Here is a 24,180-nt window from a genome sequence, read left to right as displayed (position 1 = left end):
GTTAGCTGTGTTCATGATAAACGTCGAACCGTGCTTATAGGCATAATGGCCGCTATTGTACCAACCCAGACTGTGCTTCGCCTTAACTATTCATTCTGGTACTGATTTGTTACACGCTGGCTTTGTGTGGTTTACCCTGGCGTAACATCAGGGGCGGGGAATGCTGCGGTAAAGCTGATTAAATTGCCGGTTTTTGCTGAAATACAGTTCTATTTCTGCCAGAAGGCCAGGATTGGCTTTATAGTCGAACTCTTCCTGGAAGTTGATTGTTGGCGTTAATTTCATATACAGCCAGTTTTTATGCAGTCGTCGTTGCCAACTGAAAGCGAGCCAGGCGTTTTCAACCGCCAGATCGGGCCGGCTGTTGGCACTCACGCCTATAGTGTAAGTAAACAGATTACGGCTGCTGACTCTGTCATAAATTTCTGCAAGGTTCACGAACTGCCAGTTATTGTCATCATCCAGAAATTGTGCGCTGGTGCCGGCTCTGAGAATGGTCAGCTCTGTAGGATCGACAGCGTAAAAGAAGTCAGCAGAGGTGACGCTGCCGGGACCTCGGCTGTGGTAATAGAAAAATTCCTGCTGCAGCAGGGCTGTCCAGCCTTCGCCCAGTTTGTCCACGCGCCGGAAATGTGCCCGGGTAAAAGGATCCAACGGCAGGCGTAATTTCAGGCCGAGATCAAAATCGGCATACCACTCGCCAACCTGACGGCTTTCAAGCCGTACGCCACCAATGGCGCCCCGATTGCCGTTACGGGTTGTCTCCACCAGTCCCCGCTCTTTGTCTTCCAGGCTTTCGAAGTCTTCAGGATCCGTTTCAAAGATCAGTTTCCAGTTTTTTTCGGTGTGAGGAAGATCCATGCGCAGCGATACGCTCGAATCAAATTCAAAGTATTCCCTGTGCGAATAGTTGGGCTGGATGCGAATGCGCAGATAGCTTTCATTGACCATGGGTGCTTCATCCTCTTCCAGACTGAGAAAGTGGTCAATATTTGAGCTCATATCGATAATGGTATCTGACAGCGATGTTTGGGTTTCTTCCAGCCAGCCTGAAAAAATAATGTCTTCCGGACCGTCTTCGGGAAGCAGCCGCGGATCTGCCTCCGGCGGGTCATTTGCCAGACATACTACGGGCAATGCAAGCCACATGGCAGGTGCCAGTAGGGTGCTGAAAAGTAGCAGACATCTCATGTAAGCCCTCGAAACCGAATGCTAACAAATTGAAACTCAAGCCAATTGAGTATAGCCATCAGGCACAGGGCTAAGCCATTTAATATTGAGAATTAAAAATTCGAAGGTGATCTAAATTTTGTAAGCAACAAATGAAATTGGCAAATGGGCGCGTCACCAGGATTTGAGGAAAACGCTTTTATTGCGGTGAGTTATCGCAAATAGGAATGATTTGCGAATATTTTGCCCTTCAAACGGCAACTTTACTGTCACAGAACTGGGCTACACTAATCTGGATTAGAAAATCTATACAAGTCTGTATGGGTTATTGTGGTGAGGTGTAAGATGGATATGTCAGATTTTGATGGAATCAAACGAGATATCTCACTAAAAGTAGAACATATTTTCGAAGTCTACGAACAAGAACATTATTGCATGCCGACGATGGAAGAATTTCGGACCATGTTTAATGAACATATTGATCAGTATGTCGGGCCTGATGATTCGCTGAAAGGCGCCGGGTTGAACATGTCATCTGATACCAAGCAACGACGTGAGCAGAAGGTATGGCGAGTGGTGAATGAGCTTGAAGCAGAACAGCGATTTTTACGTTCTGACTGAGGTATTCACCGGTGTAGAAAGCATGGCCAGCAATCGGGTTGGCCATGCTTTTTATAATTTATCAGTGATTGATATCCGACTTGCCTGCTAAAAGTGCCAATGCTGTATTTGAAGCAGGGGGTTTGCCCAACTGCTTGCAAATGAAATCACCCGCCTGAGTCAGTTTTATGAGATCGACCCCCGTCGATATGCCGGATTGCTCACAAAGGTAAACCACATCTTCGGTGGCCACATTACCGCTTGCCCCCGGTGCATACGGGCAACCGCCGAGACCGGCGACACTGGCATCCACAGTGCTGATCCCCATCAAAAGCGCCTGATAAATATTCGCCAGTGCCTGTCCCCAGGTGTTATGACAATGCACTGCCAGTGCATCGGCAGGGATATAAGACAGGCAGGCATCCAGCATACGTGCAAAGCGCAGCGGCGTGGCTTTGCCGACCGTATCGCCCAGTGATACTTCGTAACAGCCCATCTGGTACAGCAGCCTGGCGACACTGGCGACTTGCTCCGGGGGGGTCTGCCCGTCGTAAGGACAATCGGTGACGCAGGACAGATAACCGCGAACACGGAGTTGATGCTCTCTGGCTCTCAGTAACACAGGCTCGAACCGAACCAGGCTCTGGGCAATACTGCAATTGATGTTTTTCTGGCTGAAGCCTTCGGATGCTGAGGCGAAAATGGCAATTTCGTCAGCGCCGGCCGCAATGGCTAGATCAACACCTTTGACATTGGGGGTCAGGGCGGAATAAACAATCCCCGGCGCTCTGTGAATGCGCTGGAACACCTCGCTTGAGTCGGCCATCTGCGGCACCCATTTCGGCGAGACGAAAGAGCCGGACTCAATGTGCGTCAGCCCAGTTGCTGACAGCATATCAATTAGCTGAATTTTATCGCTGAGGCTGACATTGGCTTCATTCTGAAGACCGTCTCGCGGGCCGACCTCGACGATTTTTACCCGACCTGGCAGATCGCTGGTGGCAGGAAAAAAAACTGTCATTATTTACACACTCTGGTTTCAATCGGCTGAATCGGTGGCCGGGCTGAGCTGAACCAGCTCCTGGCCATGCTGTACCTGATCACCTGTGCCCGCCAATACGGATAACACCTGGCCCTGATGGGGCGCGCGCACTGTGTATTCCATCTTCATGGCTTCAATCACAATCAGTCCCTGATCTTTGTCTACCTTGTCTCCCGGCTGGCACAGCACGTCAACCACTATGCCATTTAACGGCGCCGTCGGACTGTCTTTAGCGCCGGACTCATGCGGGCCAAAGGTCGGCCGAAGCTGATAAGCGTACTGTTCCTGCCCGGTGAAGGTCAATACAGTCTGTGCAGCATTATCGAACACCAGGCGGACATGTTCACGCTTCCCTTCGACCTCAAGCGTGACATCCGTGACATGCTGCACGGTTCGTGTCGACAGCAAGCGCAGGGACAGCGGCGATAACACCAGTTCGTCACTGTCAGTATGCCGCGTTCGGGCCACTGAACAGCGGGTAAGTAATACATGATGGTGATCGTCTTTGTCTGTGACGAAGCTGAAAGTGTTGGCCGCCATTTCTGCATCATACAGAGTGATCAGCTGTTGTGCCGCTTGGTTAAGACGCCAGCCGGACTGGTGGTCCGTATCGTTCTGAATCACGCACAGACTGGCGGCACTGAGCACCAGATTCCGGGGTAACTGATATTCAGCGCCGCCCGGTGTTTGTACATTGATAACGCTGGCAGCCGCTGTCTGCAGGGAATCCTGATAATGCTCGATGAAATGTGTGGTCAGTTGGCCCTGAGTGAAAGAGGGGTGGGCCAGAATCCGCTGCAGATACTGGATATTGGTGGCAACACCGCCAATCTGGTACTGAGACAAGACAGACTGTAACTGATGGATAGCAGAAGCCCTGTCTTCACCCCAGGCGATGACTTTTGCCAGCATAGGATCGTAATGGGTAGTGACGGTGTCACCTTGCGCGATGCCACTGTCGATACGTGCGCGGATCGCTTGCGTTTTACTAACAGAAAACGCGCCTGAATCCGGCTCGCTGAGAAAGTGAACCAGACCTGAGGCGGGCAGAAAGTCTTGCTGTGTGTCTTCAGCATACAGCCTGGCTTCCACGGCATGTCCCTGATGACGGATCTCAGACTGGGTCAGCGGCAAAGGCCTGCCTTCGGCTACCCGGATCTGCCATTGCACCAGATCCTGTCCTGTGATCATCTCAGTAACCGGATGCTCAACCTGTAATCGGGTGTTCATTTCCATGAAGAAATAGGTTTGTTGTCGGGCGTCATACAGAAACTCGACAGTACCGGCTCCGACATAGTCGATGGCCTGTGCGGCCTGAACTGCTGCTTCGCCCATCTGCTGGCGCAGTGAGTCGCTGAGGCCGGGCGCTGGGGCTTCCTCAATAATTTTCTGGTGGCGTCGCTGGACAGAGCAGTCACGGTCTGAGAGATAAACACAGTGGCCGTGCTGATCGGCAAAAATCTGAACTTCGATATGACGGGGCTCGGTCAGGTATTTTTCTAACAGCAAGCTGTCATCGCCAAAAGCGGATTTTGCTTCCCGTTTCGCCGACAGCACAGCCTCGGCGAGATCGCTCTGCTGGCGCACGATTTTCATCCCTTTACCACCACCGCCCAGCGCCGGTTTGAGGATGACAGGAAAGCCAATTCGTGCTGCCTCGGTGGTTAAATTTTCAAGGCTGTCGTCGTCGCCATGGTATCCGGGTAACAGGGGAACGCCGGCTGTTTCCATGATGGCTTTAGCATCTGACTTTGAGCTCATCGCCGCCATGGCATCCGGGCCGGGCCCGACAAAGATAATGCCATGCTGCTGGCAGGCTTTGGCAAACGCCACGTTTTCCGAGAGAAAGCCGTAGCCAGGATGAACAGCGTCAACCTGACTGGCTGAAGCGGCTTTGATCAGTTTATCAATGGCGAGATAGGAATCCAGCGCAGGGGATGGGCCGAGATACATCGCCTCGTCCGCCATACTGACATGTTTGGCATGGCGATCGGCATCAGAATATACCGCGATAGTGGTTATCCCCATTAACTTGGCGGAGTGAATGACCCGACAGGCAATTTCGCCCCGATTGGCAATCAGCAAGCGACGAATGGGGGTCTGCGCGCTGTCCATTTCGCTTATTTCAGTGTGCTGGGCGTGCAGAGCTGGATGCTCAGAAACGGGGTGCAGCAAATCGCCTGGTTTACTCATTGTGCTCTCCTTGCCCTGAGGTGTTGTCTGTCACCCAGGCAGGGCGACGTTTATCAAAAAAAGCGTTCAGTCCTTCCTGTCCCTGAGGGGAAACGCGAATATCGGCGATCATTTCGCTGGTTTGCCGGATAAGGGCGGCATCAATTGGCCGCTGTTCGCAAAGCTTGCACAGGGTCTTGACCTGAGTCATCGCCGCCGGACTGTTCGCCAGCAAGCGGTCGAGGGTCAGCTGCAGCAGGTTTTCCAAGGTTCCAGAGCCGGTAGAGTTATCCGTGCTTGCGCCACTGTCATTGGCACTGACATTACGACTGAGCTCATGAAGTATGCCAAGCTGATGCGCCGTGTCAGCATTAATGGTTTCAGCGGTCAGCATCAAGCGTCTGGCCTGCCGCTGTCCTATGGTGCGGCAGACATAGGGGCCAATGGTTGCCGGGATGAGTCCGAGTTTCACTTCGCTGAGAGAAAAGCGCGCATCCTGACTGCCCAGGGCAATATCGCAACAGCAGATCAGGCCCAGAGCGCCGCCAAACGCTGAGCCCTGCACCAGAGCAATGGTCGGATGGGGGAAGGTATCCAGCTCATTCATTAAAAAGGCCAGTGCCTGCGCGTCGTTCAGATTGTCATGGCGTTTTTTCCGGGCCATGGCTTTCATCCAGCGCAAATCAGCACCGGCCGAGAAATGTTTGCCCGCTGCACGCAACACCAGCACGGAGACCTCTGAATGACTCGCCAGTTGCTGCAGATAATGCCGGATTGCCGCAATCAGCTGATCATCAAAGGCGTTCGCTTTATCCGGGCGATTCAGTGTGAGTGTGGCAACCCCCTGACGGCTGATAGTACAGAGCACAGGGTCACTGGCGGTCGCATGGAGAATTTCTGCGGTATCGCTGTATTGAAATACCGGGGTAATCTTAGAGGTCATGATCCATCCTCACAGTCGTCGGCTGTTACATTCGGAATATGCCAAATTGTGTGCTTTCAACAGGCGCATTGGCTGCCGCTTGCAACGCCATAGCGAGTACGTCACGGGTTTGCGCGGGATCGATAATGCCGTCATCCCACAGGCGGGCACTGGCAAAATACGGTGATCCTTCTTTTTCATACCGTGCTTTAATCGGGGTTTTGAAGGCTTCTTCCTCTTCAGCCGACCATGTCTCGCCATTACGCTGTTTGCTGTCCCGTGTGACCTGAGCCAGCACACCGGCTGCCTGATCACCGCCCATCACAGATATCCGGGCGTTTGGCCACATCCAAATCATAGTGGGATCATAAGCACGGCCGCACATGCCATAGTTACCTGCGCCATAAGAGCCGCCGATGATGACAGTGAATTTCGGCACATTGGCACAGGCCACCGCCATCACCATTTTGGCACCATGCTTAGCGATACCTTCCGCTTCATATTTTTTTCCGACCATAAATCCAGTGATGTTTTGCAGAAATAACAGCGGGATGTTGCGCTGGCTGCATAGCTGAATGAAGTGCGCCCCTTTTTGCGCGGATTCAGAAAACAGAATGCCGTTGTTGGCAACAATACCAATGGGATATCCGTGTAAACGCGCAAAACCGCAGACCAGTGTTTCGCCGTACAGGGCTTTGAATTCATCAAAATCTGACCCATCGACCAGCCGGGCGATGACTTCACGGACATCAATTTGTTTGCGCAGATCGGTGCCGACAATGCCGTAGAGATCGCTGGCAGGGTATCGGGGGGGCAGAGCAGAAGCTGGCTGCTCAGTCACTGACACCGGGCGGTGACAACTGGCGACCGCCTGTCGGGCTAATGCCAGGGCGTGGCGCTCATCATCGGCATAATAATCAGCAACACCGGATGTTTTACAGTGCACATCGGCACCACCCAGTTCTTCCGCGCTGACATCTTCACCGGTGGCTGCTTTTACCAATGGCGGACCTGCCAGAAAAATGGTGCCCTGATTTTTCACCATAATGGCGACATCGGCCATGGCAGGCACATAAGCACCGCCTGCCGTACACAAGCCAAGGACGATGGCAATCTGCGGGATCCCTTTAGCCGACATTCTGGCCTGATTAAAGAAGATCCGCCCGAAGTGATCTTTGTCCGGAAAGACTTCAGCCTGATGGGGAAGGTTAGCGCCGCCCGAGTCCACCAGATACAGACAGGGTAAGTGGCAGCGTTCGGCAATTTCCTGTGCCCGTAAATGCTTTTTTACCGTCATCGGGTAATAGGTGCCCCCTTTAACGCTCGGGTCATTGGCGATGATCATCACATCCGCGCCGGACACACGACCAATACCGGCAACAACGCCTGCACTGGGTATGGCCTCATCATAGACTTCCCAGGCCGCAAACTGGCCGATTTCAAGAAAGGGGCTGCCTGAATCAAGTAAGCTGTCGATACGTTCTCTGACGGGGAGTTTGCCTTTTTTGCGTTGCCTGGCCTGCGCGTCCTGGCCGCCGCCCTGCAACTGAAGGGCAAGGCGTGTGTGAAGCTCATCGACCAGCTCTGCCATGGCTTGCTGGTTGTGCCGGAACTGTGAGTCATGTGTCTGGATATGACTGTCTATGATTGCCATGATGCCGTGTCCCTGTTAACTGTCTTTTGGTGACTGTGTTCTGGCGACTGTCTTTTGCGATAGTCGTTAAAATCCTGTTTAACGGCTTTGCTCAAATAGCTCCCGGCCGATCAGCATGCGGCGAATTTCTGATGTCCCCGCACCAATTTCATACAGCTTGGCATCCCGCAACAGACGCCCTGTTGGAAATTCGTTGATATAGCCGTTTCCGCCCAGCAGTTGTATTGCATCCAGCGCCATCTGGGTGGCCAGTTCCGCGCAGTAAAGAATGACGCCCGCGGCATCCTGACGTGTGGTTTCACCGCGATCACAGGCTGCGGCCACAGTGTACACATAGGCACGGGCTGCGTTCATCCGCGTGTACATGTCCGCTATTTTTGCTTGTACCAGCTGGAATTCTCCGATGGGCTTTCCGAACTGTTTTCTGTCATGAATATAGGGCAGACACACATCCAGACAGGCCCGCATAATACCCAGTGGCCCGGCAGCCAGCACCACACGTTCGTAGTCCAGACCGCTCATCAGCACTTCGACCCCTTTATTGAGCGGGCCCAGCAGGTTCTCGGCCGGTACTTCGCAGTCGGTGAACACCAGTTCGCAGGTGTTGGAGCCGCGCATGCCTAATTTGTCGAGCTTCTGGGCACGGGTGAATCCTGGGAAATCGCGTTCTATGATGAAGGCGCTGATGCCTTTCGACCCTGCCTGGGGATCGGTTTTCGCGTACACGACAAAGGTATGGGCATCCGGACCATTGGTGATCCACATTTTGTTGCCGTTAAGAATGTACCGATCGTCTTTTTTATCTGCCCTGAGCTGCATACTGACCACATCGGAACCCGCGTTGGCTTCACTCATAGCCAGAGCGCCGACCTGCTCACCACTGATGAGGCCAGGCAGGTATTTTTTTTTCTGCGCCTGGGTGCCATTGCGGAAAATCTGATTCACACACAGGTTGGAATGCGCACCGTAACTGAGCCCGACCGAGGCCGAAGCCCGGCTGATTTCCTCCATGGCGACCACATGCGCCAGATAGCCCATACCGGCACCGCCAAATTCTTCACTGACAGTCACCCCCAGCAAGCCCATCTCACCCAGTGCCGCCCACAAGTGAGACGGAAACTGGTTGTCTTTGTCAATCTGTCCGGCAATGGGGGCAATGGCATCGGCGGCGAAGTGGTTGACGTGATCGCGTAACATATCCAGCGTTTCGCCGAGGCCAAAGTTGAGCGGGGTAAACAGGTCTTTCATAGGATCTCCCTTAATCCGGCGACCGGACTGTCCTGAGAAACAGCTGTATTCTCAACAAGATGTCGTGATACTCAGTTGGCGGTTCGCCAACGGGTTATTTCTCTTTCGCTTTACCGTTCAGCGCCAGCTTACATCGGCTTTTGGCGGCGTTCAGTTCTTCCATGACAACCTTAATGTCGTCTAACTGGCGTTGAAGTTTGTGCTGTTTTTCGTCGATCATTGTGATCATTTGCCGCAATTGGCCATCACTCTGGTTGGTATCGTACAGGTCAAACAGCTCGCGGATTTCGGCCAGCGAAAACCCCAGCCGCTTTCCCCGTAAAATTAATTTCAGCCGTGTTTTGTCCCGCCGCTGATAGATACGTATGGCACCTTCTCTGTCTGGCTGGAGCAGCCCCATATCTTCGTAAAAACGAATGCTGCGGGTGGTGATACCAAACTCTTTGGCAAGTTCACTGATCTTAAAGGTGTTCACCACGCTGCTGTCCTCTCGTTGCGGATTAAGCGGGACTGAAAAACCGACTGCCACAGAGTGGTGTCAGAACGCTGGCCTGGCCGGCATCATGGCAACAATTCTGTACGCCTATCAACCAAATAGAAGTGACATTGTTGTTGTTTTGTTTCTTAACGTTTACGTAAATGTTAGTGCTATGCTTACGTAAACGTCAAGAAAAGTGGAGCCGGGTAATGGAAACCACCACCAAGACAGCCGCACCCCAACGCGGCGAGTCTCAGCAACCGGAAAAGGAAGTCTGGATAGTGTCTGCCAAGCGAACTCCTCTGGGCAGTTTTCAGGGGCAGTTTTCTTCTTTGTCAGCAACAACCCTGGGGGCGTATGCGATAAAAGGCGCACTCGAAAGTATTGGTATTTTCGCCGATGAATTAGCCCCTGATCAGCCCGATGGTCTGAATATTGATGAGGTACTGATGGGTTGTGTATTACCGGCAGGCTGTGGTCAGGCGCCGGCCCGTCAGGCGGCACTGAATGCCGGTTTACCCATTTCTACCGGCTGCGTGACGGTGAATAAAGTGTGCGGCTCCGGGATGAAAACCGTGATGCTGGCTGCCGATATGATCCGTGCCGGCAGTATTCACACTGCGGTGGCCGGGGGCATGGAAAGTATGACCAATGCACCGTATCTTCTGCGGCAGGCCAGGGGCGGTTTTCGCCTCGGGCACCAGACAACGGAAGACCACATTTTTCTGGATGGTTTACAGGATGCTTACGAAGGTGAGCTGATGGGTGTGTATGCCCAGCAGATTGCCGATGCGATGCAATTCAGCCGCGAAGACATGGACGACTGGGCCGCAATGTCAGTAGAGCGGGCGCGTCTGGCGATAGAGCATGGCTGGTTTGATCAGGAAACCTGCCCGGTGGTGGTGGCTGATCGTCGCGGGGAGCATCTGGTGAAAACCGATGAGCACCCCAATGAAGTGGATCCGGCAAAGATCCCGCAGCTTAAGCCGGTATTTGCCAAAGACGGTACAGTGACTGCCGCCAATTCCAGCTCCATTGCCGATGGCGCAGCCGCGTTACTGCTGATGGACAGTGAAACTGCCCGTCATCATGGTTTATCGCCCATAGCGATCATTCGCGGTCAGACAACCCATGCACGCCTGCCGTCTGAATTTACCCTGGCACCGGTAGACGCCATCCGTCAGTTGCTGGATCGTGTGAACTGGTCGGTCGATGAGGTGGATCTGTGGGAAATCAATGAAGCGTTTGCGGTCGTTACGCAAATTGCGGTGCGTGAACTGCATTTAAATGCTGACAAGGTCAATATTCATGGCGGTGCCTGTGCCCTGGGGCATCCGATAGGGGCCAGTGGTGCCCGAATCATCGTCAGCCTGATACATGCCCTTCGGCGCAAACAGCAGGAAGACGGCGCCGTCTGCAAAGGCATTGCCTCGTTATGTATTGGTGGCGGGGAAGCCACAGCGATCGCTATCGAATTACCGGCTCAGTAATTATTCGTGCCTGGCAGCGGTGACGCCAGCAATGGAAAGACAGGTGAGAGGACGTGAAAATGATTGAGAAAGTACCTCTGTTTATTGAAGGAAAATTTTGCCAGTCGCAGTCAGATGAATGGATTGATGTGACCAATCCGGCGACCAACGAGGTCATCGCCCATCTGCCTTGCGCACTGACATCCGAGATCGATACAGCCATCGCCAGTGCTAAAGCCACCTTTGAGAAATGGAAAACGGTACCCGTGCCTGAACGGGCCAGACTGATGCTGAGTTACCAGCAACTGCTCAAAGCACACCATGATGAATTGGCCTGTTTGCTCTCCAGTGAAACCGGCAAAATTCTGGCCGACGCCAAAGGGGATGTCTGGCGCGGGATTGAAGTGGTTGAGCAGGCGGCAAACATCGCCAGCCTGATGATGGGTGAAACCACTGAAAATGTTGCCACTAACATCGACACTTACTCGCTGATTCAGCCACTGGGTGTTTGCAGCGGTATCACGCCGTTCAATTTTCCGGCCATGATCCCGCTGTGGATGTTTCCGCTGGCTATTGCTGCCGGTAATACCTTCATACTTAAACCTTCCGATCAGGTGCCTTTGACATCAGTCAGGCTGGCTGAATTGTTCGAACAAGCCGGCGCGCCTCCCGGTGTGCTGCAGGTCGTACATGGCCGCAAAGCCCAGGTTGATCATCTGCTGGAGCATCCGGATATCCGTACTGTGTCTTTTGTCGGCTCAGTGCCGGTCGCCCGCTATATCTATCAGACCGGTACGCACAACCTGAAACGTGTTCAGGCGTTCGCGGGTGCGAAGAACCATCTGGTTGTCATGCCTGATGCGAACAAAGAACAGGTGATCAACAATCTGGTGGGGGCGTCCGTCGGGGCGGCCGGTCAACGATGTATGGCAATTTCGGTTGCCGTGTTTGTTGACGGCGCAAAAGCCTGGATTCCCGAACTGAAAGAAGCCATGGCAGCCATGAAGCCCGGCGGCTGGGATGAGGAAGATGCCGCTTACGGCCCGTTGATCAGTGCGGAGGCCAAAACACGGGTACTGCGACTGATTCAGGAAGGCAAAGCGCAAGGGGCGGTGTGCGAACTGGATGGTACTGAATGCACAGTGAAAGATTACCCGAACGGTAACTGGGTCGGGCCGACGCTATTCAGTGGCGTCACCCCGGAGATGAGCATTTACCGCGAGGAAATTTTTGGTCCTGTGCTGGTCTGTGTCGAAGCGGGTTCGCTTGAAGACGCCATTGCGCTCATCAACAACAACCCATACGGAAACGGGACATCTATTTTCACCGCCAACGGCGCGGCGGCGCGTAAGTTTCAGCATGAGATTCAGGTCGGTCAGGTGGGTATCAATGTGCCGATTCCTGTGCCATTGCCTTTCTTTTCATTCACAGGCTGGCGCGGCAGTTTCTATGGTGACTTACATGCTTATGGCAAGCAGGCCGTCCGTTTTTACACCGAAACCAAAACGGTGACAGCGCGGTGGTTTGATGACGACATCCCGAAAGGGCCCAATTTGACCATCAATATGGATCATTGAAACTTTCCTGCGTCGGAGTAAGCGATGGATTTTGAACTCAATGAAGATCAGCGTGCCTTTGAAGACGCTGCCCGTCAGTTTGCCAGGGAGCAGTTATTACCTATGGCAGCCAGCTGGGACGAAACCTCTACCTTCCCAAAGGATGTGTTGCGTCAGGCCGGTGAAATGGGATTTCTCAGCCTGTATACACCGCCGGATCAAGGTGGCATGGGGCTGAATCGGCTGGATGCCTCTGTCATCTTTGAGCAATTGGCAATGGGCTGCACCTCAACCACAGCGTTTATGACGATACACAATATGGTGAGCTGGATGGTCGCCAGTTTCGCGACCGATCAGGCCAGAGCTGAATGCTGCCCGAAACTGAGCTGCGGTGAATGGCTCGGATCTTATTGTCTGACTGAAGCCAACGCAGGTTCTGATGCGGCATCGCTGACGACCAGGGCAGTGCGTATCGGGGAACAGTACGAGATCTCCGGCGCGAAAGCCTTTATTTCCGGGGCCGGAGATACGGACTTGCTGATTGTAATGGCCCGAACCGGAGAAGCGGGGCCTGACGGTATCTCGGCGTTCATAGTACCGGCCGGTGCTGAGGGCATCAGCTATGGTCGCAAAGAACCTAAGCTGGGCTGGCACAGCCAGCCAACACGCGCGGTGACATTCGATAAAGTCCGGATTCCGGCTCATTACCTGTTAGGTGAAGAAGGCCAGGGATTCAGATTTGCCATGAAAGGCCTGGATGGCGGCCGGATCAACATAGCAACCTGTTCCGTGGGTACCGCGCAGCAGGCGCTGAATCTGGCCCGCCAGTACATGACAGAGCGCAAACAGTTTGGCAAACCGCTGGCACATTTTCAGGCGCTGCAATTCAAACTGGCCGATATGGCGACTGAACTGGTGGCGGCCCGTCAACTGGTGCGATATGCCGCCAGCAAGCTGGATCGCGGCGATCCGGAAGCGACGGCCTATTGCGCCATGGCAAAACGCTTTGCAACCGATGTGGGTTTTGCGGTCTGTGATCAGGCACTGCAGCTCTATGGCGGTTATGGCTATATCCAGGAATATCCGATTGAACGCCATTTTCGCGATGTGCGGGTACACCAGATTCTGGAAGGAACCAATGAAATCATGCGCTTGATCATCGCGCGCCGGTTATTGAACGACGATACTGTACTGCTTTGAATCGTTGCGCTCAGTCCACAGGCAAAAATTACCCAGACTGCGTAATTACAGCGTACGCAATTTAAAGAAAAAGAGGGCGGGATGATGCATCCACTGACACAAACAAACGGCCCGATTGAGGTGACGATTGATGGCCATGTTGCAGTACTGACCATGAATAATCCGCCAGCTAACACCTGGACGGCAGACAGTCTTCATCAGCTGAAATCTCTGGTTGAAGCACTCAATGCAGACAAATCCATTTATGCCTTGGTGCTGACGGGAAAAGGTGAGAAATTCTTTTCTGCCGGTGCCGATCTCAAACTCTTTGCCAGCGGCGATAAAGGCGTGGCGGCTGACATGGCCTATTGCTTCGGTCAGGCCTTTGAAACCTTGTCGTCTTACCGGGGTGTCTCGATTGCTGCGATTAACGGTTATGCAATGGGCGGTGGCCTTGAAGTGGCGTTAGCCTGTGACATACGCATTGCTGAGGCCCACGCGGTGATGGCACTGCCGGAAGCCAGTGTCGGCCTGCTTCCTTGCGCTGGTGGCACGCAGAACCTGGCCTGGCTGGTGGGTGAAGGCTGGGCAAAACGTATGATTTTGTGTGGTGAGCGGGTGGGCGCCTCGCAGGCGCTGGACATTCGTCTGGTTGAAGAAGTGGTGGCGTCAGGACAGGGGCTGGAAACAGCAATGAAACTGGCGGCGGAAGTGGCTAACCAGTCACCTACCGCGGTCACAGCCTGTAAAGCATTGATACAGCAGGCAAGGTTTGCGCCCTTACATCAGGGACTCATTCAGGAAAGGGAACGTTTTGTCCGTCTGTTTGATACCGCCGATCAACAAGAAGGGGTGAATGCGTTTCTGGAGAAACGTGCACCTGTCTGGAAAAACGAATAATACAGAAAGACTGGATGTCGTGTCCGCCACCATGGTTTTGGTGTACACGCAGCATGAAAAGATCATGAATGGAGAGATCATGACTGGAACAATGAAATTTAACGAGCTGGAATGCGCAGACGGATCCCGTATTGGTGTCGCGGCGCTGGAAAACCCCGCTGCACTGAACGCACTGACACTGCCTATGCTCAAGCAGTTAAGCATTCAACTGGCTGACTGGGAAAATGACAGCAATATCGCGTGTGTTTTTCTTCACAGCGAGCACAGCAAAGCCTTTTGCGCCGGCGGTGACGTGCGCGCCATGTACCATGCCATGATTGAAGCCGATGCCCACAAGCAGGCCGGCGAGAGCGGCGCATCGCCTGAAGCTTTTCTGACTGAGTATTTCAGTGTTGAGTATCGGTGTGACTATCAGATCCATCAGTACAAAAAGCCGCTCATCGTATGGGGTGAAGGCATTGTGATGGGTGGCGGAATCGGCCTGTATATGGGGGCGAGCCACAGGGTAGTGACCCCGACCAGCCTACTGGCGATGCCGGAAGTCACGATTGGCTTGTATCCGGATGTTGGCGGTACCTGGTTTCTGAATCAGTTACCTCCCGGCATTGGACTGTTTCTTGGACTGACGGGGGCTCGTGTGAATGCCAGCGATGCCCTTGATCTGAAAATGGCGGATTATATTTTACTGTCTGAGCACAAACAGGCTGTGCTTTCCGGTTTGCAGGCGATTGACTGGCAGCAGGCTGGGGAATCAGACAAGGTGGTCTCTGCGTGTTTGAGTCAATTAGCAGAAGCGGCGAAACCAGCATGGCCACCCAGCCAGATGATTCCTTATTTCCCTCAGATTCAGGCTGCCAGCGTAGGTCGCGATCTGAATGAAATCTGTCAGCAAATTCAGGCCATTGACGGCTTAGGTACCTGGCTGGAAATCGCGAAATCAACCCTGAAACAGGGCAGTCCGGTAACGGCGCATATTTGCTACCGGCAAATGACGGACTACAAAGCCCTTTCTCTGGCTGATTGTTTCCGTCTTGAGCTTGGTTTATCTGTTCGCTGCGGCATGCTGGGCGAGTTTCAGGAAGGCGTCCGGGCACGATTGATTGATAAGTGCGGCGAACCGAAATGGATTTTCCCCAATGTGTCGGCAGTAGACAGCAGCGTGATTGATGACCTTTTTGCACCCATGTGGAGTGAAGATGATCATCCGCTGCGTGATTTAGGCAAAGAATAGTACCTATTCCCTACACATAGATCCGGGCTGACAGAGTCTGAACAGGAGTGTGTTATGGCAGCAATTGCATTTATTGGATTAGGCAATATGGGCAGCCCGATGGCGAGGAATTTACTCAGCGCGGGTTATCACGTCAATGTTTACGATATCAATACTGGTGCGGCTCGTAAGCTGGAAAAAGAGGGCGCTAAGGTGGCGTCTTCTTTAAAAGAAGCAGTGACCGGAGCGGATACCGTGATCACCATGCTGCCGGCAGGTCAGCATGTCCATGATGTCTACCTGGGGCCAAAAGGACAGCCGGAAGCCGGCCTGCTCAATCTGGTTTCATCCGGCACTTTTCTGATTGACTCTTCCACCATTGATCCCGCAACGGCAAAAGAAGTGGCCAGCCATGCCCGGCAGCATCAGCTGGAATTTGTCGATGCTCCTGTCTCTGGCGGTGTTGCCGGTGCAGAAGCCGGTACGCTGACATTCATCGTCGGTGGAACGGATTCAGCATTTCATCGCGCCGAAGCGGTTCTCCAGCATGTAGGGAAAAACATTTTTCATGCGGGACCGGCCGGTGCCGGGCAGATGGCAAAAATCTGCAATAACCTGATGCTGGCCGTCCAAATGGCAGGCGCCTGTGAAGCGATTAATCTGGGCATGGAAAACGGACTGGATCCCAAGGTGTTGTCGGACATCATGCTGCAAAGCTCTGGCCGTAACTGGGTACTGGAGCTTTACAACCCTTGTCCTGGGGTGATGGACAATGCACCTGCCAGTAAAGGCTATCAGCCTGGGTTTATGAGTAAACTGATGCTCAAAGACTTGGGATTAGGCATGGATGCCGCACTGCAAAGTCAGACGTCTGTGCCAATGGGAGCACTGGCTCGCAATCTGTATGCGTTTCATAATGCGAACGGCAATGAACAGCGCGACTTTTCCAGCCTGTTTGAGTTTTATCATGGTGAAGTCAAACAACATTAAAGTGAAAGGAGATCAGTATGGATCTACGAAATGCTGTGATTGCAATCACCGGTGCTGGTCAGGGGTTAGGGCAAATGATGGCCGTGACGCTGGCTCAGGCCGGTGCTGACCTGGCTTTGATCGATCTTAACCAGGAAGGTCTCGCGCAGACGCGAACTCAATGCCAGATGTTAAGCAGCAAAGCGTTGACCTATGAAGCGGATGTCACTCAGGAAAACCAGGTCGAGCGGGTCTTCGATCAGATTATTGATGATTTTGGTCAGCTGGATGGTTTAGTGAACAATGCCGGTATTTTGCGTGACGGTTTGCTGGTAAAAGTGAAAGAGGGCGAAGTAACGAAAATGTCCCTTGAGCAGTTCAATGCCGTGATGACAGTTAACAGTACAGGGACTTTTCTCTGCGGGCGGGAAGCTGCTGCCCGTATGATCCAGACGCAACGGCCTGGGGTGATTATTAACATTTCCAGTGTCGCCCGAGCCGGAAATTTTGGGCAGACCAACTATGCTGCGTCCAAAGCTGCAGTAGCTACTATGGCTGTTTGCTGGGCAAAAGAGCTGGGACGCTATGGCATTCGCGCCGCGGCTATCGCGCCGGGAGTCGTCAGAACGGCAATGGCTGATCAAATGCCGCAGGAAGCGATAGACAGGCTTGAGAAAATGATCCCGTTAAAGCGTGTTGGTCAGGCCAAAGAAATTGCTCATGCGGTGAAATTTATTCTGGAAAATGACTATTTCACCGGGCGGGTGCTGGAAGTGGATGGCGGTATGAGAATGTAGTCAGCGTTTTTCTGTTTGACTAAGACTTCAGGCAATACGGGCCATCACTGGCCCGTCAATTGCTGGCCAGTAAAGTACTGTCGATAAACTAGGGGCCGTACACGATGGCGTACAAGGCGAGTCCGCCACCAATGACCAGCATCAGCAGCGACAGGTAAACAGTGATTTTAGTCAGTAGTGACATCCATTTAGGCTGGGTATCGGGCATAGTTTTAATATCTTCGGGTTAGTGCGTAGGGCAGTTTTCTGTCGCGGGACAATGCCACAAAATAAACCGGCAGGCGAGTGCTATTCACATTTGATTGCAGTTTTCATCATTGTGATTCCGTGAGGTGTGTCCATCAGCTGTGAATCACATGGAATCACGGGCGGATTACGCTGAAATGCATGACTGATCGACTTTGCATGCTGGGCCGTCAGTCGGGACTGTGACCGGGATGTCAGCGCCAGCACGATATCAATATTCGGCAGTGATGGCAGCCAATCGGCATTGAGGACCCGTAAATCCGGCGCCATACTGCTTCGTGCCATTGCCCCGATAGCCAGTCCGGCCCGCACCATACCGCGTTGTGCTGTTGCACTGCTGCTGCAACTGATCAGATCAAAGCTGATTTCCTGTTTCATCAAACCATCCAGCGCCGCCGCATGAAATTTACAATCTGCCTGGAAAAGCGCAATGGGCAGTGGACGACGATGAAGTAAATCGGTTTGTGATGTGCCGTACCACACTCCCTGATCATGCATCAGAAAGTGGCCTTCTTCCGAGTCCGGGTGGCGTGTCAGCATGGCGGCATCTAATTCGCCTTTATCCATCAGTTGTCTTAAACGCACGCTGGACGCACAGGTGACATGTATCTGAACCGGACCAAGTTGCTCGCGGATCAGGAAGACAAGGTGCGGCAGCAAGGTTTCAGCATAATCATCCGGGCAACCGATCAGCAAAGGCTGGGTGTCAGTATTCGACTTCAGGCTGGACACTGCCTCGTCATGCAGGCTTAACAAGCGGCGGGCATAGCTTGCTAATTGTTGCCCCTCGTGAGTCAGCACCAATTGACGACCTTCACGCTGAAACAGGCATTTATCTAATTCCTGTTCCAGTTTTTTCATCTGCATACTGATAGCAGACTGTGTTCTGAAGGTCTGTTTTGCTGCCCGGGTGAAACTCCCTGTATCGATAAAAGCGAGAAAGCTGCGCAGCGCATCAATATCCATAAGCGTCCCTGACGAAAATCCATCTACATGTAAGAGTCAGGCAAGCATACAGCGAGTGTGACCAAAATGTCACGAAGCTAAACCCAGCAAACAACACAGGCAGCCATGAGGGCTGCCTGTGATCGTGACAGGGAGGGATAGAGTTGAGAGACAGACTATTACAGCTTTTCGGATGCAGTATCGGCAGTTTCCGTTGAAGGTGAACTTGCAATGTTATGAGGCGATTCTTGTTCAAAATAAGAGAGATCACGGACATTTTTCTGAGTCACAATTGCGCTGAACAGCGCGAGCACAAATGCAATGGCAAAAAAGCCTTTTTCATTCAGTGCCAGTGTATCGGCGTTCCACAGACCAATGACCATTAACGCACAGGCGATAGCCACACAGGCAATCACCAGCATTTTATATGCGCTGGTGACTTTAATGCCTTCCATTTCATCCCGTACCGTCTTTTGTAAAGTGATCACACTGAACAGGCCAAAGAGCATGACAACAAGATAGTAGCCTTTTTCATTGAGCTGAAGATCGGCATTCAGTAATCCGACGGCATAGGCACATAGTGCAATCGCGAGTGCCGCCCACGATGTGAACACGAACGCTTTGGTTGGTTTTAAAGATGAGTTCATTTTGTACCTTTAAGTAAGAAAAAAAGATCGTGATGAAACGGTTAACACTGTAATTAGCTCTTTCAGATAGGCGACAGCTTAGTGAATGAATGTTTAATGGTGTTTTTATTTGTCATATGGCGAACCAGGAAACGGAGTATCGGAGGCTTCGCCAGTACCGTCGAAGAGTAATACGAGCTGAGTGGCATCATTTGACTGATGAATAACCCAGCCATTGGGGTCAGCATTTTCTTTCGGGCTGCAGTCCATACGATAAGAAAAGCAATTCATTGTGTAATACAGTCTAACGCGTGGGCCATCAACAATCAGATGCATACTGGTGTTAAAAGTTTTATGGTTTTTGTAGTAATTACGCAGTGTTTCAATTTTTTGCTTTGCCAGATTACTGTCAATGGGTGAAGAGATGCGATAAAAATTAATCAATTCATCTTCGTCAGCATGATATTTGGCCCAATAACCGTCAATATGTTTAGGGATACCAATGCTGCCGATATCTGCACTCGCACCGGAATAACCACTCACCGCGCCATAGGCAAAGCTAGCACCGCTTCCACGAGTATCTTTGATGTACATCCTTTTGATGCTGTGATTGCCGGAAGTACTGCCTGCCGTGCCAATCGAGGCAATAGGTACTGGGGTATTTGAACAGCCTGTAAACAGGCTGCAAATCATGGGTATGATGAAGAGTTTGCTATTCATTTATCGTAAGGTGAGCCAGGAAACGGAGTATCGGAGGCTTCACCAGTGCCGTCGAAGAGTACGACTACTTCGGTGGTGTCATCCGGAGAGCGAACAACCCAACCATTGGGGTCAGCGTTTTTTCTGGGCGCGCAGTCATTAAATTTTGCAAAACAGTTCAATGTGTAAATGAGACGAACACGCGGGCCATCAACAGCAAGTACCATTGCCGCCATATAATCTCCGTGATTTTTGTAATAGTCTCTTAATGTATCGATTTTATTCTCAGCTAGTTTGCTGTCGATAAGAGACGAAATATAGTAGTACTCTTCATACTCATCCCAGCCTTTAGACCAATAACCTTCAACTTTTTTTGGTATTCCTATTCGTCCGATATCAGCACTAGCGCCGGGATAACTACTAACTGCGCCATAAGCAAAGCTTGACCGCCCGCTATTCGTATCGGTCACAGTCATTCGTTTAATAATATGTGGGCCAGTTGTACTTCCTGCATTGCCAATCTCTGCAATTTTCGGACTGTAGGGCGTAAATGAGCATGCAGAGAGGGCAGTGCACGAAATCAATAAGATGGATAACCATTTAAGCATTTTCAAATATGTCCCTTACTATTTTATCGTCGTCGTTACGATTAGGTTTATTCACAAGCCATTCATAGACCTCAAAGTATCCAGGGTTAATGAGTGCATCATGTGGGCGATGGATCCATTTGTGACCGTGTTTTTCTACGTTAGCTTGCCAGTGCTCTTGTGAGATGGTCCCCACCGGAAGAGCGGTTAGTTTCTGCCAAAGTTGCTGAATATCACCATCTGTGACAAAGTCTTTGGGTTGCTCGTAAGCGGATGCAATCCATTTGATCCCGATGCTTTCCGCCTGTTGTTTCATGCGTTCCTGAGTTAGACCGGATAGTGCGTTGTTGACCGGTTGCAGGCGGTAATAATGCAATACGGCTTTATCTCGTTTGACAGCACCATATTGCCCATATGTATCCTGGCAGTGCTGTATCCAGCCAGGCTCTATCTCAGTTATTAAAAACTCAAGGTATGGGATCAATTTACTGTCTGGATTTTCGGGAACCGTTCTCACTCCGTCACTGGTCTGAATCACTTTACCGACCAGTGATTCTGATTTGAGCAACTCTCTGTTGTAAGTCGTGAGCATGGGGAATTCATACCGTTCGTCCAGGCCTTTTTTATCATACTGTTCAATAGCGGAATAACCACCACCGACATCCGAGTGGGCGCCGGGGAAGACTTCCTCATAAAAGTTGTCTGGCAGTGTACCCTTGGTTTTCAGTGTCGTTAATGGAAAATTCACTCGGACTTCGTGATGTGCGCACAACTGCACAACGCTTTGCGCACAATCCGGCTGTAGTACAAGCTGGAAGTTGCCCTCATCGGCATTGCCGGGCCAGTAAAACGATCCGACAGTGTCAAACAGTCCGACAAAACGGACACTGACCTGTCGCGATGTATCCAATGCATAGCCTTCTTCACTGTTAAACCAGTGAGCGTCTTCTGTCCCTAACAGGTTGGGAGTGATACCAAGAGAGTCTCTCCCTTGACGTCTGCGAGTGTAATCGGGAAGCCCCTTTAACGCAGCATTGACAAAATGACGGGCTAAAGCCGCGCCTCGACTGAAGCCGAAGACATCAAATTCAATCTGAGTTATTGCATTGTAAGAACCTTTTGTATCTATGATCTTGATAATACTAGCGAGTTGTTTGAGTAAGTTTTGCCATTTGGCAAAGGCTCCTGTTGAATCAAAGACCCCCAATGCCTGACCAAAGGTTTTTTCATCATCGCCATCATCAATCTCACCAGGATCTTGATGGGCACCATCTACTGTTCCTACACCAGAGACATAGATTTTAGCTATTTCGCCTTCTTTTTCTTCATAGGCATCGAATAAACGCCCAATATTCGAACGGGACTTGTTGCCATAGGTCTCTTTATACAAGTCATTGTCTTTGTTCTGGCCGGTGCCGTCGAAGAATACGCCGATTCGCAGGATGCGCTGTTTTACCTGTGTGGTATTGACGACAGGTGTATGGGCGAGAATTTTACTGTTCGCCTGAATATGCAGCAGGTCCGACATCATGTAGCGCTGGTTGTAGGTGCCCCACACATTACCAAAAGGATAAGCTTTTCCTGTTTCTATGTCGGTGAGCGGAGAGGGGGCATCGGGTTGTTTGGGCTGTGTGTTACTGCTCAGCTCGGTGATTTGTAAAGTATCGCCGACTTGTAGTTTAAGGGGATCATCGTTGTACTGAGGGTTCAGATCCAGTAATTGCTTTGCAGTCAGACCGTATTGTTCTGCGATTTCCGGCCAGCTTTCACGTTGCCGGGTATCAGGCTGCATTTTGACAGTGTGGTGTGTTTTCGCGGCGGCGTTTTCTGACGGTGCGGTTTCCTGAGTGCTGCGCTCAAGCAGTGCCTGCGTGCGGCTGGCAACAATACTCTGCATATCCAGCGCAACGGCATGCTCTTCCAGCCAGGCTGGTGAGAGTTTGGCAAACTCGTCGTCAGAGAGCTTTTGTTTGCGAAACAGTATGTACTGATCTGAGACGGGCTGCCCTTCGATTTTATAAGGCAGCAGCAGGCTGCTGTAATGATGATCAGACAATAATTCGTCGGTCAGTGTTGTGGCGTCAGAGCGGGTGAACTGAAAGCTCCATCTGTCATCACCGGTCAGTTTACATTCTTTAGCCAGCTTGCTGTCGCAAAAATAATAAAAGTAGCCAAGGGTTGGCCAACCGAGCCATTTTTCCAGTTGTACGGCTAACTTTACCGGTACAAATTCTGCGTTAATATGGCCGGTGTTTATTGGCTGAGGCTGAATATTATAAGAGGATGCCAATCCCGCCTGCTGGAAAACTTCGTGCAAAAGGTGTTTTTCTTCCTGCTCAATACAGTAGACAGTCAGTATGCTGTGCCCGCTCTTTTCCGGTGACTTTTCCCAGGTCGTCACTGCGTTTTCTGCAGCGGTACGTTTCAGGGTCCAGCAGCCAACCTGCAAGCTGCTGAGTTCATTCAGAGAACAATAAATCAGCAGGTTACATGCGTACTCAGCGACAGGTTGCTGAGTCTTACTGGATGCAGTGACTGATGGCTTGTTCGACGGGCTATAATCTTCCAGTAGTTTATAACCCGCTTTTACAAACCTTTTGGGTTTATTGTTATTGAGCGACATAGTTTTTTATCGAAGAGGCCAAAGAATGTCTGGCGATTGTACAGATGTAAATTATTGATGTGAATGACTTATTTATAGGCTGAGTGTCGTTTTACCCTGTCATTTTCACTTTTTTTGCAGGTGTTTTTTAAACTGCAGAGTGGTTCGCAAAAATATTAAACGTGAAGTATAAAAATGTGCTCAAAGTCACTAAAGATTCCGGCATGCGAAGTATGAATGTATGTATTCATCGCGACATAAAAAGGGATGAATACCCATTCTGAATCCTGATATGTGCTATCAGAATTATGCGTTAGTCACTATGCCGGGAAAGGCGTAGGGTGTACTGAAACGTTTAGACACTGTTCAGGATGAGGGCAAGATATGCAATTGATTATCGGCAATAAAAACTATTCAAGCTGGTCTTTTCGCGGCTGGCTGATGCTGGTTCAGAATGGTATACCTTTTAATGAAAATAAGCTTACGCTGTTTACCGACAGTTTTTACCGCACGCTGGAAGTTTACTCGCCGGCCGCGAAAGTACCTGTGTTGATTGATGGTGATGTCACGGTTTGGGATTCGCTGGCGATATGTGAGTACATAAATGAAACTTACTGTCAGGGACGTGCCTGGCCGCAGGATAATATTGAGCGGGCAAAGGCGCGGGCAATCAGTTGTGAAATGCACTCAGGCTTTACTGCACTGCGCAATGAAATGCCGATGAACTGCCGTGCCCGACGGCATGTTGAGTTGTCTGAGGCGGCGCAGAATGATATCGCCCGGATTGATCAGATCTGGCGTGACCAGATGCTTAAATACAGTGACAATGGCGGCTGGCTGTTCGGTGAGTGGAGTATCGCGGACTGTATGTTTGCGCCTGTTGTGCTTCGTTTTAAAACGTATGGTATTGAGGTCTCCGAACTCAGCAAGCGTTATATGGACAAAGTACTGCAGTCGGCAGCGGTCAAAGCCTGGTTGAAAGAGGCTTTGCAGGAAACCGATATTGTGCCGGAAGATGAAGCGGGCACAGACGTTGCACAAAGGGTTTGATCTGGCTCCGGCTTCCCTCTCAATATTCAGGGAGGGAAATCGGGAGATAATTCTTCTCA

The 24,180-nt window shown here is 51.4% G+C and carries 22 protein-coding genes; 9 read left to right on the top strand and 13 right to left on the bottom strand.

Annotation, left to right across the window (positions count from 1 at the left end):
• Nucleotides 1-147: 147 nt before the first annotated feature.
• Nucleotides 148-1,191, bottom strand: coding sequence for a hypothetical protein (locus H511_RS22660; protein ID WP_155804807.1), 1,044 nt, complete (start codon nt 1,189-1,191; stop codon nt 148-150).
• Nucleotides 1,192-1,515: 324 nt separating this feature from the next.
• On the opposite strand from H511_RS22660, the gene H511_RS0105450 reads away from it, so the two are divergent.
• Nucleotides 1,516-1,791 carry a hypothetical protein gene (locus tag H511_RS0105450; RefSeq protein ID WP_027251396.1) on the top strand — a complete coding sequence of 92 codons (276 nt, stop codon included), beginning with the start codon at nt 1,516-1,518 and terminating at the stop codon, nt 1,789-1,791.
• Between the two features lie 61 nt (nt 1,792-1,852).
• Here H511_RS0105450 and H511_RS0105445 read toward each other — a convergent pair whose 3' ends face one another.
• The 6 genes from H511_RS0105445 to H511_RS0105420 all read right to left on the bottom strand — a co-directional run bounded on the left by H511_RS0105445 (nt 1,853) and on the right by H511_RS0105420 (nt 9,283).
• A complete protein-coding gene (locus tag H511_RS0105445; protein ID WP_027251395.1) occupies nt 1,853-2,791 on the bottom strand; it encodes a hydroxymethylglutaryl-CoA lyase in 939 nt (312 codons plus the stop codon).
• Nucleotides 2,792-2,809: 18 nt separating this feature from the next.
• Nucleotides 2,810-4,927, bottom strand: a complete 2,118-nt coding sequence (locus H511_RS0105440; RefSeq protein ID WP_027251394.1) for an ATP-binding protein — start codon at nt 4,925-4,927, stop codon at nt 2,810-2,812.
• A gap of 70 nt (nt 4,928-4,997) precedes the next feature.
• Entirely contained in the window at nt 4,998-5,927 is a 930-nt protein-coding gene (locus H511_RS22655; protein WP_081669198.1) for an enoyl-CoA hydratase-related protein, read from the bottom strand.
• Between the two features lie 25 nt (nt 5,928-5,952).
• Nucleotides 5,953-7,560 carry a carboxyl transferase domain-containing protein gene (locus tag H511_RS0105430; RefSeq protein WP_027251393.1) on the bottom strand — a complete coding sequence of 536 codons (1,608 nt, stop codon included), beginning with the start codon at nt 7,558-7,560 and terminating at the stop codon, nt 5,953-5,955.
• 78 nt (nt 7,561-7,638) lie between these two features.
• Nucleotides 7,639-8,808 (bottom strand): isovaleryl-CoA dehydrogenase, encoded by a 1,170-nt coding sequence (locus H511_RS0105425; RefSeq protein ID WP_027251392.1) that lies wholly within the window; start codon nt 8,806-8,808, stop codon nt 7,639-7,641.
• Between the two features lie 94 nt (nt 8,809-8,902).
• A complete protein-coding gene (locus tag H511_RS0105420; protein ID WP_027251391.1) occupies nt 8,903-9,283 on the bottom strand; it encodes a MerR family transcriptional regulator in 381 nt (126 codons plus the stop codon).
• Nucleotides 9,284-9,495: 212 nt separating this feature from the next.
• Between H511_RS0105420 and H511_RS0105415 the strand changes: the two genes are divergently transcribed.
• The 7 genes from H511_RS0105415 to H511_RS0105385 all read left to right on the top strand — a co-directional run bounded on the left by H511_RS0105415 (nt 9,496) and on the right by H511_RS0105385 (nt 17,366).
• Entirely contained in the window at nt 9,496-10,776 is a 1,281-nt protein-coding gene (locus H511_RS0105415) for a thiolase family protein (protein ID WP_051287899.1), read from the top strand.
• 59 nt (nt 10,777-10,835) lie between these two features.
• On the top strand, nt 10,836-12,332 hold the full coding sequence (locus tag H511_RS0105410) for a CoA-acylating methylmalonate-semialdehyde dehydrogenase (RefSeq protein ID WP_027251389.1): 1,497 nt from the start codon (nt 10,836-10,838) through the stop codon (nt 12,330-12,332).
• A gap of 24 nt (nt 12,333-12,356) precedes the next feature.
• Nucleotides 12,357-13,511 carry an acyl-CoA dehydrogenase family protein gene (locus H511_RS0105405; protein ID WP_027251388.1) on the top strand — a complete coding sequence of 385 codons (1,155 nt, stop codon included), beginning with the start codon at nt 12,357-12,359 and terminating at the stop codon, nt 13,509-13,511.
• A gap of 84 nt (nt 13,512-13,595) precedes the next feature.
• Complete coding sequence (locus H511_RS0105400) at nt 13,596-14,390, top strand: enoyl-CoA hydratase (RefSeq protein ID WP_155804810.1); 795 nt, start codon at nt 13,596-13,598, stop codon at nt 14,388-14,390.
• A 79-nt stretch (nt 14,391-14,469) separates the two neighbouring features.
• On the top strand, nt 14,470-15,621 hold the full coding sequence (locus H511_RS0105395; protein WP_027251386.1) for an enoyl-CoA hydratase/isomerase family protein: 1,152 nt from the start codon (nt 14,470-14,472) through the stop codon (nt 15,619-15,621).
• Nucleotides 15,622-15,675: 54 nt separating this feature from the next.
• Nucleotides 15,676-16,590 (top strand): 3-hydroxyisobutyrate dehydrogenase, encoded by a 915-nt coding sequence (gene mmsB / locus H511_RS0105390; RefSeq protein ID WP_027251385.1) that lies wholly within the window; start codon nt 15,676-15,678, stop codon nt 16,588-16,590.
• Between the two features lie 17 nt (nt 16,591-16,607).
• Complete coding sequence (locus H511_RS0105385) at nt 16,608-17,366, top strand: SDR family oxidoreductase (protein ID WP_027251384.1); 759 nt, start codon at nt 16,608-16,610, stop codon at nt 17,364-17,366.
• A gap of 88 nt (nt 17,367-17,454) precedes the next feature.
• On the opposite strand, the gene H511_RS24575 is transcribed toward H511_RS0105385, so the two are convergent.
• The 6 genes from H511_RS24575 to H511_RS0105355 form a co-directional block, all read right to left on the bottom strand.
• The gene (locus tag H511_RS24575; RefSeq protein WP_225444986.1) at nt 17,455-17,574 is read right to left on the bottom strand and encodes a 3-ketoacyl-ACP reductase; all 120 of its coding nucleotides are present in this window, start codon (nt 17,572-17,574) and stop codon (nt 17,455-17,457) included.
• Nucleotides 17,575-17,654: 80 nt separating this feature from the next.
• Complete coding sequence (locus tag H511_RS22650) at nt 17,655-18,578, bottom strand: LysR family transcriptional regulator (protein ID WP_081669197.1); 924 nt, start codon at nt 18,576-18,578, stop codon at nt 17,655-17,657.
• A 158-nt stretch (nt 18,579-18,736) separates the two neighbouring features.
• Complete coding sequence (gene yiaA / locus H511_RS0105370) at nt 18,737-19,204, bottom strand: inner membrane protein YiaA (RefSeq protein WP_027251383.1); 468 nt, start codon at nt 19,202-19,204, stop codon at nt 18,737-18,739.
• Nucleotides 19,205-19,309: 105 nt separating this feature from the next.
• Nucleotides 19,310-19,903: a hypothetical protein gene (locus H511_RS0105365; RefSeq protein WP_027251382.1), complete on the bottom strand. Its 594-nt coding sequence runs from the start codon at nt 19,901-19,903 to the stop codon at nt 19,310-19,312.
• Entirely contained in the window at nt 19,900-20,496 is a 597-nt protein-coding gene (locus H511_RS0105360; protein ID WP_202604038.1) for a hypothetical protein, read from the bottom strand. The genes H511_RS0105365 and H511_RS0105360 overlap by 4 nt, the downstream gene beginning before the upstream one ends.
• A complete protein-coding gene (locus H511_RS0105355; RefSeq protein ID WP_027251380.1) occupies nt 20,483-23,092 on the bottom strand; it encodes a phospholipase effector Tle1 domain-containing protein in 2,610 nt (869 codons plus the stop codon). The genes H511_RS0105360 and H511_RS0105355 overlap by 14 nt, the downstream gene beginning before the upstream one ends.
• A 363-nt stretch (nt 23,093-23,455) precedes the next feature.
• On the opposite strand from H511_RS0105355, the gene H511_RS0105350 reads away from it, so the two are divergent.
• Nucleotides 23,456-24,121, top strand: coding sequence for a glutathione S-transferase family protein (locus H511_RS0105350; RefSeq protein ID WP_027251379.1), 666 nt, complete (start codon nt 23,456-23,458; stop codon nt 24,119-24,121).
• Nucleotides 24,122-24,180 lie beyond the last annotated feature (59 nt).

It is taken from the genome of Photobacterium halotolerans DSM 18316 (assembly GCF_000425165.1).
GTDB lineage: Bacteria > Pseudomonadota > Gammaproteobacteria > Enterobacterales > Vibrionaceae > Photobacterium > Photobacterium halotolerans.
Note: the sequence above shows the minus strand (reverse complement) of the source record. Positions and strands in the feature narration are given on the sequence as shown.

Excerpts from the sequence above, each read along its gene's own strand:
- H511_RS22660 (WP_155804807.1), bottom strand. The coding sequence starts at position 1,191 with ATGAGATGTCTGCTACTTTTCAGCACCCTACTGGCACCTGCCATGTGG.
- H511_RS0105450 (WP_027251396.1), top strand. The coding sequence starts at position 1,516 with ATGGATATGTCAGATTTTGATGGAATCAAACGAGATATCTCACTAAAA.
- H511_RS0105445 (WP_027251395.1), bottom strand. The coding sequence starts at position 2,791 with ATGACAGTTTTTTTTCCTGCCACCAGCGATCTGCCAGGTCGGGTAAAA.
- H511_RS0105440 (WP_027251394.1), bottom strand. The coding sequence starts at position 4,927 with ATGGACAGCGCGCAGACCCCCATTCGTCGCTTGCTGATTGCCAATCGG.
- H511_RS22655 (WP_081669198.1), bottom strand. The coding sequence starts at position 5,927 with ATGACCTCTAAGATTACCCCGGTATTTCAATACAGCGATACCGCAGAA.
- H511_RS0105430 (WP_027251393.1), bottom strand. The coding sequence starts at position 7,560 with ATGGCAATCATAGACAGTCATATCCAGACACATGACTCACAGTTCCGG.
- H511_RS0105425 (WP_027251392.1), bottom strand. The coding sequence starts at position 8,808 with ATGAAAGACCTGTTTACCCCGCTCAACTTTGGCCTCGGCGAAACGCTG.
- H511_RS0105415 (WP_051287899.1), top strand. The coding sequence starts at position 9,496 with ATGGAAACCACCACCAAGACAGCCGCACCCCAACGCGGCGAGTCTCAG.
- H511_RS0105410 (WP_027251389.1), top strand. The coding sequence starts at position 10,836 with ATGATTGAGAAAGTACCTCTGTTTATTGAAGGAAAATTTTGCCAGTCG.
- H511_RS0105405 (WP_027251388.1), top strand. The coding sequence starts at position 12,357 with ATGGATTTTGAACTCAATGAAGATCAGCGTGCCTTTGAAGACGCTGCC.
- H511_RS0105400 (WP_155804810.1), top strand. The coding sequence starts at position 13,596 with ATGCATCCACTGACACAAACAAACGGCCCGATTGAGGTGACGATTGAT.
- H511_RS0105395 (WP_027251386.1), top strand. The coding sequence starts at position 14,470 with ATGACTGGAACAATGAAATTTAACGAGCTGGAATGCGCAGACGGATCC.
- mmsB (WP_027251385.1), top strand. The coding sequence starts at position 15,676 with ATGGCAGCAATTGCATTTATTGGATTAGGCAATATGGGCAGCCCGATG.
- H511_RS0105385 (WP_027251384.1), top strand. The coding sequence starts at position 16,608 with ATGGATCTACGAAATGCTGTGATTGCAATCACCGGTGCTGGTCAGGGG.
- H511_RS24575 (WP_225444986.1), bottom strand. The coding sequence starts at position 17,574 with ATGCCCGATACCCAGCCTAAATGGATGTCACTACTGACTAAAATCACT.
- H511_RS22650 (WP_081669197.1), bottom strand. The coding sequence starts at position 18,578 with ATGGATATTGATGCGCTGCGCAGCTTTCTCGCTTTTATCGATACAGGG.
- yiaA (WP_027251383.1), bottom strand. The coding sequence starts at position 19,204 with ATGAACTCATCTTTAAAACCAACCAAAGCGTTCGTGTTCACATCGTGG.
- H511_RS0105365 (WP_027251382.1), bottom strand. The coding sequence starts at position 19,903 with ATGAATAGCAAACTCTTCATCATACCCATGATTTGCAGCCTGTTTACA.
- H511_RS0105355 (WP_027251380.1), bottom strand. The coding sequence starts at position 23,092 with ATGTCGCTCAATAACAATAAACCCAAAAGGTTTGTAAAAGCGGGTTAT.
- H511_RS0105350 (WP_027251379.1), top strand. The coding sequence starts at position 23,456 with ATGCAATTGATTATCGGCAATAAAAACTATTCAAGCTGGTCTTTTCGC.